13 protein-coding genes and 1 tRNA gene are annotated in these 12191 nt (G+C 64.0%); 9 read left to right on the top strand and 5 right to left on the bottom strand.

Annotated features, from left to right (window positions below; genetic code table 11):
- Window position 1: 1 nt before the first annotated feature.
- The 5 genes from rpmC (at window position 2) to rplE (ending at window position 1918) form a co-directional block, all read left to right on the top strand.
- Entirely contained in the window at window positions 2-208 is a 207-nt protein-coding gene (rpmC, locus tag JST30_13040; GenBank protein MBS1715252.1) for a 50S ribosomal protein L29, read from the top strand.
- Window positions 205-462 (top strand): 30S ribosomal protein S17, encoded by a 258-nt coding sequence (gene rpsQ, locus JST30_13035; GenBank protein ID MBS1715251.1) that lies wholly within the window; start codon window positions 205-207, stop codon window positions 460-462. Before rpmC ends, rpsQ begins: the two co-directional genes overlap by 4 nt.
- Before the next feature lie 82 nt (window positions 463-544).
- On the top strand, window positions 545-916 hold the full coding sequence (rplN, locus tag JST30_13030) for a 50S ribosomal protein L14 (protein MBS1715250.1): 372 nt from the start codon (window positions 545-547) through the stop codon (window positions 914-916).
- 1 nt (window position 917) lies between these two features.
- The gene (rplX, locus tag JST30_13025) at window positions 918-1331 is read left to right on the top strand and encodes a 50S ribosomal protein L24 (GenBank protein MBS1715249.1); all 414 of its coding nucleotides are present in this window, start codon (window positions 918-920) and stop codon (window positions 1329-1331) included.
- Between the two features lie 8 nt (window positions 1332-1339).
- A complete protein-coding gene (gene rplE, locus JST30_13020; GenBank protein ID MBS1715248.1) occupies window positions 1340-1918 on the top strand; it encodes a 50S ribosomal protein L5 in 579 nt (192 codons plus the stop codon).
- 2 nt (window positions 1919-1920) lie between these two features.
- Here rplE and JST30_13015 read toward each other — a convergent pair whose 3' ends face one another.
- Window positions 1921-2310: a hypothetical protein gene (locus JST30_13015; GenBank protein ID MBS1715247.1), complete on the bottom strand. Its 390-nt coding sequence runs from the start codon at window positions 2308-2310 to the stop codon at window positions 1921-1923.
- Between the two features lie 80 nt (window positions 2311-2390).
- Between JST30_13015 and JST30_13010 the strand changes: the two genes are divergently transcribed.
- Window positions 2391-2969, top strand: a complete 579-nt coding sequence (locus JST30_13010) for a hypothetical protein (protein MBS1715246.1) — start codon at window positions 2391-2393, stop codon at window positions 2967-2969.
- Window positions 2970-2980: 11 nt separating this feature from the next.
- Here JST30_13010 and JST30_13005 read toward each other — a convergent pair.
- Window positions 2981-3072 (bottom strand) — tRNA-Ser (locus JST30_13005).
- 77 nt (window positions 3073-3149) lie between these two features.
- Between JST30_13005 and JST30_13000 the strand changes: the two genes are divergently transcribed.
- Both JST30_13000 and JST30_12995 read left to right on the top strand, forming a co-directional pair.
- Window positions 3150-4184, top strand: a complete 1035-nt coding sequence (locus JST30_13000) for a substrate-binding domain-containing protein (GenBank protein MBS1715245.1) — start codon at window positions 3150-3152, stop codon at window positions 4182-4184.
- A gap of 64 nt (window positions 4185-4248) precedes the next feature.
- Window positions 4249-7257, top strand: coding sequence for an AAA family ATPase (locus JST30_12995; GenBank protein ID MBS1715244.1), 3009 nt, complete (start codon window positions 4249-4251; stop codon window positions 7255-7257).
- Here JST30_12995 and JST30_12990 read toward each other — a convergent pair.
- From JST30_12990 to JST30_12980, 3 genes are all read right to left on the bottom strand, one after another.
- On the bottom strand, window positions 7254-8336 hold the full coding sequence (locus JST30_12990) for a hypothetical protein (GenBank protein ID MBS1715243.1): 1083 nt from the start codon (window positions 8334-8336) through the stop codon (window positions 7254-7256). The genes JST30_12995 and JST30_12990 overlap by 4 nt on opposite strands.
- Window positions 8337-8577: 241 nt before the next feature.
- Window positions 8578-9687: an SPFH domain-containing protein gene (locus tag JST30_12985; GenBank protein ID MBS1715242.1), complete on the bottom strand. Its 1110-nt coding sequence runs from the start codon at window positions 9685-9687 to the stop codon at window positions 8578-8580.
- Between the two features lie 374 nt (window positions 9688-10061).
- Window positions 10062-10523, bottom strand: coding sequence for a hypothetical protein (locus tag JST30_12980; protein MBS1715241.1), 462 nt, complete (start codon window positions 10521-10523; stop codon window positions 10062-10064).
- A 363-nt stretch (window positions 10524-10886) separates the two neighbouring features.
- Here JST30_12980 and JST30_12975 point away from each other — a divergent pair, with 363 nt between their 5' ends.
- Window positions 10887-12164: a hypothetical protein gene (locus JST30_12975; protein MBS1715240.1), complete on the top strand. Its 1278-nt coding sequence runs from the start codon at window positions 10887-10889 to the stop codon at window positions 12162-12164.
- Window positions 12165-12191 lie beyond the last annotated feature (27 nt).

Genomic DNA, 12191 nt, shown 5'->3' with positions numbered 1-12191 from the left:
AATGAAAGCGTTGAAAGCCGCCGATCTGAGAGACAAGAGCGTCCCTGAACTGGAAGAGCTGGTCCGCCAAGAGCGCGCCGCCCTTTATAAAGCGCGACGCGACCTCGTCTTCCGCCAGTTGACGGACGTGGCCAGCCTGAAGGTCCGGCGCCATAACATCGCCCGTCTCCTGACGCTGATCGAAGAGAAGAAGCGAGGACAGAAGTGAGCGAGGCCCGGCACACCCGAAAATCGCGGCGCGGCGTCGTCGCCTCGAACAAGATGGACAAGACGGTCGTCGTCCGGCTCGAAAGGGCGGGTCAACACCCGATCTATGGCAAGACGGTCCGGAACACCAACCGTGTGAAGGCCCACGACGAGATCGGTTGCGACGTCGGCGACACGGTCGAGATCATGGAGACTCGGCCCCTGAGCAAAGAGAAACGATGGAGGGTCGTCCGTATCGTCGAAAAGGTGAAGTGACGCGCCCCGCGCCTCAGCCCTTGCGAGGGCCGATGGCGCGCGCGGGCTCGGCACGGACGACGGGCACGACAAGGAACAAGAGATGATCCAACAGTTCACAAGGCTGAAGGTGGCGGACAACAGTGGCGCGCGTGAGGTGATGTGCATCCGCGTACTGAAGGGTTCGCAACCGAAATACGGAGGCGTCGGGGACGTCATCGTGGCGAGCGTCAAGAGCGCGACCCCGAACATGCCCGTCAAGAAGGGCGACGTCATCAGAGCGGTGATCGTCCGCACGAAGCGGCACGTCCGCCGTGCCGACGGAAGCACCCTGCGCTTCGACGACAATGCCTGCGTGGTCATCAACCCGCAGAACCTCGAACCGAGGGGTACCCGAATCTTCGGACCCGTCGCCCGCGAGCTCCGGGACGCCAACTTCATGAAGATCGTCTCGCTCGCACCGGAGGTCATCTGATATGCCGACCAAAGCCGATATCAAAGCCAAGAAGCAGCACGTCAAGCTGAAGGTCCGGACCGGAGACAAGGTCCTGATCATCGCGGGCAAGGACAAGGGCCAGACCGGCTTCGTCGCTGCCGTCAGCCAAGAGAAGATGAAGGCGATCGTCCTCCAGGACAACGAGGAGAACCCGGAACAGCCTTTACCGTTGAACGCCGCGATCAAGCACTTCAAAGCGAAGTACCAAGGCCAGCGGTCGGCGCGCGTGCGCATCCCGGTCCCCGTCCATATCAGCAACTTGATGGTCATCGATCCCGAAAGCGGCCAACCGAGCCGCATCGGCCGCCGCAAAGAGGACGGCAAGATCGTCCGCTACGCCAAGAAGAGCGGGAAGACCATCCTCGACGAGCCCAACATGCAGAAGGAGGGCTGATCTAGGTCATGGCACGCAAAGAGAAAGAAGCCGGTACGCAGGGCAAGTTGCCGTCGGCACGGCTCAAGAAGGTCTACAAGGACAAGGTCGTCCCGGCCCTGATGGAGCAGTTCAAGTACAGCTCCGTCATGCAGGTTCCGCGCCTCGTGAAGGTCGTGGTGAACATGGGGACGGGCAGCGAGGAGAAGGAGCTCGACAAGGCGATGTCGGACATGCAGGTCATCACGGGCCAAAAGCCGGTCTCGACCGCCGCCCGCAAGTCGATCTCGAACTTCAAAGTCCGGGAAGGCATGAAAGTCGGGTGCCGTGTCACGCTCCGTGGCGACCGCGCCTACCACTTCCTTGACAAACTCGCCACAGTGGCCCTGCCCCGTATCCGTGACTTCCAGGGCCTCTCGCCGAAGTCGTTCGACGGTCGTGGCAACTTCTCGATGGGCTTGAAAGAGCAGCTCGTCTTCCCGGAGATCGATTACGATTCGTTCGACAAGATCCGCGGTATGGACATCACGGTCTGCACGACGGCGAAGAACGACGAAGAAGGCAAAGCGTTCCTCAAGTTGATGGGAATGCCTCTCCGCGACAAGTAACGTCAGTCGGACAAGGCCGCGACGAGATCGTCGTGTCCGAGATAGAAATGCTGGGTGAACCGCCCGGGCTTGAACCACACGAGCCCGGGCGGAACCGTTTCCAAGACCCATGCCGCGACGGTACGCCCTTCCTCAGGCGTGAGTTCGTCACCGTCCGATCTCGCCACGAAGAGGTGCAACAAGTCGTCTTCGCCCTCGAACTGGTAGCGGTACGGTCCGTACATGCCCCCGTAAGGGTTCGGTTCGGACCCGACGAGATGAAGCGCTGTCGCAGACGCGGTACCGTCGATCACCGGATCCGGCAACCGGATGACGCGTCCGTTCCGGACGTCCTGTAAGACCGCCTCCAAGACGGAAGACCGCATCTCGACCTCTTCGAGCCCGGGTGCCATAAGTGCCCTGATTGTGCAGGGACCGCGCTCCGGCGTGCCGTAAAGGGGCGCCGTCCGGTGAGGAGAGGTAGAGTCGATCGGTGGCAGACGGCTTCTTGGAGCCGAAGACGGCGAGGTCTTTCTGGACCGTTGCGACCGGCGTCTTGGTCTTGACGGGTGCTCTTGGGTGCCTTCCCGAGCCGGAGCCCGTGGTCAAAGTCCCGCGACTCGACAACGACTACCGCGCCGAGGAGGCGCGCCTGAAGCTGGAAGCGATCGGGCGCGCCCTAAAGGTCTACCGCGTCGATCACGGCGTCAAACCCGTAGGAAAGTGGAAGACACTGGCCGACGCCGGCCTACCATCGAATCTGGACCAGTTGGTGCGGATGACCGAGCCGGGGCACAAATGGTCGATCAAGCCCGTCTTGCTCCGTCTGAGCGCCTCCCGGAAGTTCGACGCGCAGAACAACATCGCATGGAGCCACTTCACGTTCCCGCTCTATGGTCCGGGCTCAGCGGCCCCGCGGAATGGCGAAAGGACCGTCTTCTGCATCGACGAAAACGGCTACTCCCTGGCGGCCGCGACAAGGGCTCTGAAGAGGGAACTTCTGGTCTTAAGGATCGATGGCACGGTCGAGACGGTGACGACGCGCTTGCCGGGGATCCAGGGGATCGAATAGGAGGGGAAATCTGGCGGAGCGGGTGGGATTCGAACCCACGATAGAGTTTGTGCCCTATACGCGATTTCCAGTCGCGCTCCTTCGACCACTCGGACACCGCTCCGCGACTGGAGAGATTATGGCCGATCCCGACCGACCCGATAGGTTCGTCGCCGCGAGCTCGCGGGTACATTCCGGTCCATGAGGCGCACGATCCTCCCACTCCTGGCCGGAGCCTTGCTGACGCTCGCGGGTTGCGGCGCGGGAACCGACGGTTCACAGGGCTCAGGTTCCGCCGACAAGGGCGGCAACGCCGGCAAGCCGGCCACGTCTCTGAAGATCGCCATGATCGCCAAGAGTTCCACTAACCCGGTCTTCCTGGCCGCGAAAACAGGCGCCGAAGCGGCAGCCAAGGAGATCAAGGAAAGGGACGGCGTCGACGTCCAAGTCGTCTGGCTGACCCCGGAGACCGAAGACGGCCAGGTCCAAGCCCAGCGCATCGCCCAAGCCGTCAACGACGGGGCCGACGCGGTCCTGATCTCTTGTTCGGACGCGACCAAAGTCACAGGCGCCATCAACGATGCGGTGGACAAGAACGTCGCGGTCATGACGTTCGACAGTGACGCGCCCGACTCTAAGCGGTTCGCCTTTTACGGCGCCGACGACGCGGAAGCGGGCACGCTCGTCATGGACGAACTCGCCCATCAAATCGGAGAAGAAGGAAAGGTCGCCGTCTTGGCCGGAAACCAGAACGCCCCGAACTTGCAGAAGCGGGCTAAGGGCGTCGAAGATGCCGCAAAGAAGTTCCCCAGAATCCAGATCGTCGGCACGTTCTATCACGCCGAAACGCCGCAGGACGCGAGCGCGAAGGTGCTCCAGGTCATGCAGGCGAACCCCGAGATCAAGGGCTGGGCGATGATCGGTGGGTGGCCCCTCTTCGCACGGTCGCTCCTCGATCTCGATCCGGCAAAGGTCAAAATCGTCGCGGTCGACTGCCTTCCCGCGCAACTTGACTACATCGACAAGGGCGTCGCCCCGGTGTTGTTCGCACAGCCGACCTACGAGTGGGGCCACACGAGCGTCGATATCGTCTACCGCAAGGTGATCAAGGGCGAAGCCGTGGAAGCCGTGAACAAAATGAGTCTGGTCAAGGTCGATAAAGCAGGCCTGAGCGATTGGGCCAAGAAACTGCAGGATTGGGGTTTTTCCGACATCGACCAGAAGTATCTTAAGTAGTCCGCCGGACAGGACGGACGATTGCGGGCCGGAGGGCACAACGGACAGGATTTGGACGATCAGGTTGACGGGGACCGTCGGTGTGGAGAGCCCGTCCGGCTCCAGGATCGACCGCTTTCGGTCGAAGAGCGCGGCCGCGGTCCTGGCCTATATCGCCGTCCACGACTCCCGCCCTGTCACCCGTGACGAACTCGCCGACGCGGTGTGGCCGGAAAGCGGCCAAGAAGAATCCCGGCAGAACCTGCGGACGGCGCTCTCGTCCCTTCGACGGCAACTTGATCCTCCGGGCCGCGAGGGCGCGGTGGTCGGGTCGGACCGCCTTCACGTCTGGCTGTGCAAAGACACGGTCACGTCCGATCTGGCCGAGTTCCAGCGATTGACGGGCCTGGCCGACCGCTGCCGTTCGAACCTGGAGAAGATCCCGCTGTTGACGGAAGCCCTTCATTGGATCCGTGGAGACGCCCTCGCCCAGGTCACGTTCGAATGGGCGCTTCCACACCAATTGGCTCTGGAAGAGGCCTACGCAGCGGCCCTCTGCGACGCCGTCGACGCGATGGTGGCGGAAGACCACGCCCGGGACGCCGTCGCCCTCTGCAAAAAGGGGCTGACGCTCTTTCCGCTTCGAGAAGACATCCATGTCGCCGCGATCCGGGCCTATGGCGCCTCCGGCCTTTCGTCGGAAGCCATCAAGCAGTTCGAAACCCTAGAGCGGGTCTTGGACGACGCTTGGGGCGAAAAACCGGGGCAGGCCGCGGTCTCCGCGCTCCAGGCTGTTCCCGAAGCGCCAGATTCACGGGAACTGGCCGCGGCGCTTTCAAGAAGGTCCGGGCCGGCCGCAGGACTCAAGGGAGATACGGCACGACCCTTCGGTCAGGTGGAACCGTCCCGATCGCCGGCTTTACCACCGCTGCTCAAGAGGTTCTTCGGCCGAAAGGACGAGACCGGCCGCCTCAAAGACGCCCTCGACCCCACGGACGACGAATCGCCCCGTCTCTGGACCGTGACGGGCGTGGGCGGGACAGGGAAGAGCGCTCTGGCCCTGAGGGTCGGGCACGCCTTAGCCGCCGCATACGAAGGGCGGACGCACTTCGTGTCCCTGACCGAAGTCCGTGGAGCCGAGTGGTTCCTGTCGTCGGTCTGCGAGGCCCTCGACTTGCCTCGGACCACGCGGGAAGAGGACCGTAGCGCGCTCGTCGGCTTTCTTTCCGGGCCACCCTCCCTTCTGATCCTCGACGGGTTTGAACGGCTGGTCGACGGCGCCTCCGAAGCGGTCCGAGACCTCCTCGTCGCGTGCCCGAACCTACGGATCTTGGTGACGTCCCGTCGGACGTCCTTCCTCGAAGTCGAGCGTGTCCTCTCGCTCCAACCTCTCCCCGTGCCGGAACCGGGGGCACGGCCCGCCGAGACGGCGGAATCTCCGAGCGTCAAGCTGTTCGTCGACCGTACCCAAGCCCAAAGACCGGACTTCGAGCTGTCGTCGTCCAACTCGGAGGCTGTCGTCCAGATCTGCCGCAGGCTCGACGGGCTACCGCTGGCGCTGGAACTCGCTGCGGCCCACATGACGATGTCGTCTCCGGCGCAACTGCTTGTCCGACTGGAGGACATGCGTTTCTTGACGAGCAACCGCAAGGACGTCCCTGACCGGCACCGCTCCCTCGCTGCGGTCATGGAGTCCAGTTACGAACTGCTCGACCCGCAAGAGCAAGCCCTGCTCCGTTCGATGGGTTGCTTCCGCGGAGGGGCGGGCCTGGACGGCATCGAAGCCGTCTTCGGCGAGGGCAACACGTTCCAGACGGTCGAGGCGCTGTGCGGCAGTTCGCTTCTCTTGACCGAGGACACGCCGGTCGGCATCCGGTTCCGCATGCTAGAACCCGTCCGCGAGTTCGCTTGGCAACGCTGCAAAGCGGAGGGCGAAGACGAAGCGGTCTTGGCCCGTCACCGCGAATGGTGCTGCGAAGTCGCCAAGCGGATCCGGACGATGTTCGAAGGACGGCATGCCAAAGAAGCCTTGGCCTTGGGTGACGCCGAACACGACAACTTCCGGCTCGCGGCCGACACCGCCCTGCTCTTGGACGAGTGTCCGGGCCCGACCCTGACCATGGTCGGCAAGCTGCTGCCGTTCACGATCGCAAGGGGCCACACGGTCGAATGGAGGGTCCGGGGCCGGAAGCTGCTGGCGATGCCTTCGCCCCAAGGTTGGGCCCGGGAGACGGCGATCGCATACAACTCGATCGGGCACCTATCGGCTGTGACGGGCCATGTCGACGACGCGATCCGTCTTCTGGAGGAGTCCAAGGCCCTCTTGGAAACGGCCGACGAGCCGTTGAGCCTCGCCTCCTGTCTGAACAACCTCGGCAACGCCCGTCTGCTGACACACGACGTTGCGGGCGCGCGGTCGTGCTGGGAAGCCGTCCTCGAGAGCACGGACGAACCGGCCAGTGACGATCCAGGCCGTCAGACGGCGATCCGAATGGCCGCCCTTGGAAACCTCGCCGGATTGTGGCGCTATCTGGGCGAGCCCGCCAAGAGCCAAGCCCTGTTCGAAGAAGCCTTGGCTTCGAGCCGCGAACGTGGTCAGAACGCCCTCTCGTGCGAGCTCCTCGCCGACTTGTCCCAGACGTTCCTCGACCTGGACCGGCCGGACAAAGCGGTCGAAGTCCTCGACGAGGCAGAAAGCGAGTTCAAGCGCGTCGGAGCGGCGTCGCTCGAAGGCGTCGTCAGCATTTGTCACGCTTGGTGCTCGGTCAAGGCCGGCGACGTAGGTAGCGCCGTCGCCGACGCGTGGCGCGGGTTCCGGATCGGACGCGAACTGGAGTCACCGACCTTGACCGCGAACGGACTGGCCGTCTTCTGCGCCGCCGCGGTGCAGACCGGCGCGTCCGAACTGGCCGGGCGGCTCCGCGAAGCGGCGACGATCATCGAACCCGGGTTCGAGACGTCGCTGGCCCCTTGGCAACGGTCGGCGACCGGAATGGGAGAGCGGCCCGCGACGCCCGGCACGAGGTGGAGCGACGACGCCTTGGACCAGCTCTTGCTCCAAGTGTCCGACCAGCTCGCACCTGCGCCGGCCTAGCGGTTCTTCTGCACGAAGTAGACGATCGTTCCGATCACGATCAGACCGAGGATCACCGCGATCAGCACCTTCCAGAAGCTCACGGGAGCCTCGCCCCGAACCTCGCCCGTCTGACCGTTCACAAGGAACCGCCACGAACGGCCTCGGTAACGGTACGCACCCGACCAGATCGGAAGGAGCAGGTGTTTGAACGTCACGTTCGAGTATTCGGTGTCCTTCGAGTGGATCTGTTGCTCGTCGCCGCCGATGTCCGACCGGATCGCGCCGTCGATCACGGGCGCCATCATCGACATCGCCGTGTCCCAACACGTCGCCAGATCGAGGTCGTAGCGCATCGCCTGGAAACCGGAGAGGAAGGCAGGTTGGTAAGGCTGGATGTCCAGGAGCTTCCACGTCGTCATCGCCTGCGCGTACATCTGCGGCAGGTGCGTGCTGCCCAGCACGAGGACGTCGTCGAACGGCACGTCCACCGCGCCCGCCGCTGGATACCACGCCGTGCGCATGACCTGCCGCGTCTGCGTGTTGCCGTCGGAGTCGGTGTACGTCTCCGTCTCCCAATAGTGTTCGCCGCGCATGCCCGTGTAGCGCGTGAACGTCTCGGCGTCGTACGTCCAGTAGGGGATGTAGACGCCTTGGAGCCCGTGATGCGCGAGGGCCAGCTTCTTGAGGTCGTTCGGAGCCCAGAACCGGCTGCCCACCCAGTCTTGATACTTCTTCCGCGCCGTCTTCGGGTCGATCTGGAACGGCATGACCGCGTTCGGCGGAATGCGCTTCTCGGGCGTCCCTGGCACGACCACGTTCGACCCGCAGAACGGGCATCGCGCCGCTTCTTGGGTGGAGGGCAAAGTGAACTCGGCCGCGCATTGGTTACAGTGCAGGACTTGGTCCGTCTCAAGCGTGGCGTCGAGGTGGGCACGGTCGAGGAACGCCTGGATGTCCAGCTCGCGTACGGGCTCGGCACCCTCGGTCGAGATCTGTTCGAGGTGTCCGCAATAGGGGCACTTCAGCGACGTCGTCCCCGGTGCGAACTCCAGCTTCGCGCCGCACTCGGAGCACGGGTAGCGCAGGACTTGGCTCACCGAGCCCCCTCCTCGTTTGCAGGGGAGGGTCCGTGCCCCGAATAGGAGGAGGGGGTTGGGGGTGGAGCGATCGACGCTTCGGTCGACATCGTCTTCTGTCCGAAGAGTCCGAAGGTCATTCCGACGCGCATTGTATCCCTGTGAGTGACGCCGTCATCGGCAAGCCCCCTCCTCGTGTGCAGGGGATGGTTCGTGCCCCGAACATGAGGAGGGGGTTGGGGGTGGAGCGTTCCGGCCGTCCTCACTGCGAAGGCATCGGAGGCGGGACGCTGCCGAAGACGTCGCTCAGGTCGGCGACGTCGCCCGCTTTCGTCCATTCGGCCATGCCGCCCGTCCAGACCAGCGTGTCGCGCGTCAACTGACCGCTCGCGGCCATGGACTGCAGCGCGGCCCGGTCGAACGGGCCTTGCTGTTGACCGTTCACGGCGACGTGGTACGGCTTGGCTTGAGGCATCGGAGGCGGCGTGCCCCCGGCCGGAGCCTGCTGCTGCTGTTGCTGGCCCATGTTCTGCACCATCTGCCCCATGATCTGGCCCGCCGCGATCTGCGCGCCGATCCCGCCCATGCCGCCCGGGTTCTCGGCGCCCTTGACCATCGCCTCGCCCGCCTGCATCTGCATGTATTCGTTCATCACGCCGCCCATCGCGCCGATCTTGCTGCGCGTGTCGATCGCCTGCTCGACCTCCGGCGGGACCGAGACGTTCTCGATCATCAGGTTCAGCAGCTCCAGGCCGTGTTCCTCGAACTTCGGCTGGATGCGCCCCGTCAGGAAGCCGCCCATGTCGTCGTACTTGCTGTAAAGGTCGAGGACGGGGATCTTCGTCTCGGCGAGCGCTTCGGCGAAGTCGCTCACGATGAAGTTGCGGAGCTGGGTGTTGATGTCGTCGACCGTGAACTCCCAGTTCGTGCCGACGACCTCTTTCAGGAACGTGGCCGCGTCTTTGACGCGCAGGGAATAGGTGCCGAACGCCCGGACTCGCACCATGCCGAAGTCGGCGTCGCGCATCATGATCGGGTTCATCGTGCCCCACTTCTGGTCGGTGAACCGCTTCGTGTTCACGAAGTAGACCTCCGCCTTGAACGGGCTGTTGAAGCCGTACTTCCAGCCCTTGAGGGTCGAGAGGATCGGGAGGTTCTCGGTCTCGAGCGTGTACATGCCCGGCTGGAACACGTCCGCGATGCGGCCCTCGTCGACGAAGACCGCGACCTGCGACTCGCGCACGGTCAGCTTCGCGCCGTTCTTGATCTCGTTGCCTTGCCGCTCGAAGCGGTAGACCATCGTGTCCGTGGAGTCGTCGGTCCACTCGATGATGTCGATGAACTCGCCGCGGATCTTGTCGAAGATTCCCATCTTGCCGTTGAGTATACGCCGGGTTCAAAGACAGGTTGCGCGGGTAGGGCGGGGGACGGGGTCCATGGAGCGCGGACCTCGGTCCGCATCCGGTGCTCGGAGCGCGACTTCAGAGCAAAGCGTGCCTTGCGGACTTGAGTCCGCACCTTTCGGGGACTGAAGTCCCCGGACCCCATGCGGGCTGAAGCCCGCGCTCCGATGTGGGACCCTGGGGACGCGTCGTTCGAAACGGAGGGCCCCCTTTTCAGCGGACCGTCCGCCGATGTCAGCGAATGGTCCGCCGATGTCGGGGAACGGTCCGCCGATGTCAGGGAACGGTCCGCCGATGTCGGGGAACGGTCCGCCGATGACAGGAAACTTTCCGGAAAGACCCCTCAAAACGCGTTTTGAACCTGAAAAGGGCCGGAGCGGGCCGGAAACGGCTTCTGCCCGGGGCAAGGAAGCAGTTTGGACGGGTGACCCTGTCTGGTCGTCGACCCGGTCTGCAACGGGACAGGCATGGGCGGGCAGCTTGTCATGGCGCGTTGCCAGACCGGGCCACCCAGCCAGCCTCCATATTCGGCGGAGTAGTTCCACGTGAGTTGACCCGGTGCCGACAGTTTCTGCTCCCCATTTCCAACCGTGAGCGTCAGAGGAAGGTCGTCCTCGTTGCCGTTCACCTGGAACCACGTACGTCTTTGCCCGAAGAGGCAGTGCCGCTTGTCAAGGCCAAATATCGGGTGATAGTCCGAGCCCATCGTCAATGCCTTCTGGTACGGGCCAACCTGGTAGTCGTCCAAGGTTACGTACTTCGGCTGCTGTCCTAGCACGAGGGCGGCGGTGAGGACGGCGGTCATGACCTCAATCTACGATAGGTTTCATTCCGGGGTGCCGAAATCGGTGCCCCTCGTCAGTACCGACGCTGTAGCGAGTGTCGACGGGTGGCAAGGACAAAGCGCTCCTTTCTGCCCTCGGCGTGGCCCGTGGGCCGAGCAAGCGTTTCTGCCCATTTCCGCAGGACCTCGCCATAAGTCGTTCCTTCGGAACCGGGGTGCAACGGGCACGGAGATCCCGTTCACCCCGGCCACCCGGCGACTGAAGATCGCGCAGTGAGCCTGTCGTCGCCCTTGCTTCGCGGTCGAGACATTTGAGCCGTTTCCGCCGGGAAATGTTCGCTTTGCCTTAGTCCCAAATCCACCCCTTCTCCGTCGTTCTCCTTGATGGATTACAAAACGGTCTTGGTGTCGGTCGCTGCATCGGTCGCGACGGTCGCCGTTACCCTGCCGATGGCGGTGAACTTCGTCACGCTGCAAGCTTCCAGCCCGGGCTCGCCGGACACCGGCCACATCAACGTCTCCGGAAACGTCGTCGCGGGGCGGGTCGGCGTGAACGACACTCCCGGACTCGCGCGGGTGCAGATCAAGGAGACGGGCGGCCTTCAAGCTTTGCGGTCGATCTCCGGGACAGGCGTCGCGGTCTATGGGCAGAGCAACGCGACGACGGGCCTCGGTGCCGGCGGCTACTTCACGAGCGCCAGTGCGGGCGGGCGGGCCGTCGTCGGTGAACAGATGAGCGCGTCGGGCAACACGGTCGGGGGACTGTTCTTTACGCACAGTGCGAACGGGGTCGGCGTATGGGGGCGGCACAACCAGGGGACGGGGACGAGCGCGGGAGTCTTCGGCGAGACCTTGTCGGCCAGCGCGGGAGCCCTCGGCGTGCTCGGCCAAGTGACGAGCACCTCCCCGGGCAGTTTTTCCGTCGGAGTCCGTGGCGTCAACAAGGGGACCGCCGGGAACGGCATCGGCGTCTACGGGAGCCAAGACGGAGGCGGGTACGGAGTCTACGGAAAGACGTCGCAGGGTATCGGTGTCTACGGGGACTCGGACACGGGATTCGGAGTCCTCGGGGCCGTCGGTTCGGGTCGGGCGGCCCTGTTCATGAACGACACAGGCCCACAAGTGAGCCTCGGACTCGACGGGACGACCGCCGTCCAAGCCAAAGGCGACATCCAGCGCGATTACGGAAGCTCGAACTACAACTGCGTGCCCGCCGTGTACGGATGGGTAGCGTTCGACGGAGAGATCAAGAACGGGACAGGCAACTTCACGGTCAACAAGATCGGCACAGGTGTCTATGACATCACGATCGGATCCTCTTCGTATTCGGTGCTCAACGGCGACGTCGCCACCGCGAACACCCTCAGCTTCGAAGGTGACGTCATCCGGACCACCTCCAATTCGGGCAACCTGAGGTTCTATACGCTTACAGGCGGCAATGCTGCGGACAGTGGCTTCCTTTTTGTCGCCTACCTGCGGTCGACCGGAACCCTCGGGCCGAATCTTCCCGATACAGGTGGCTTAGATGACACGGCCTGGGCGCGCCGGAACCCCAAAGCAGCGGCCAAGTACATGGCTGCGAGAAACGAGGCCATCGCCGCACAGGACGCCGCAAGGCGCGCCCTTGAACTGAACCGACCGTCGGGCTCGACCCGCCCCTGACGGAGGAGACACTTCGCGAACGACTGT

The sequence above is a fragment of the Armatimonadota bacterium genome (assembly GCA_018268395.1).
Classification (GTDB): Bacteria; Armatimonadota; Fimbriimonadia; order Fimbriimonadales; family Fimbriimonadaceae; genus JAEURO01.
This window is presented reverse-complemented; position numbering and strand designations above follow the sequence as displayed.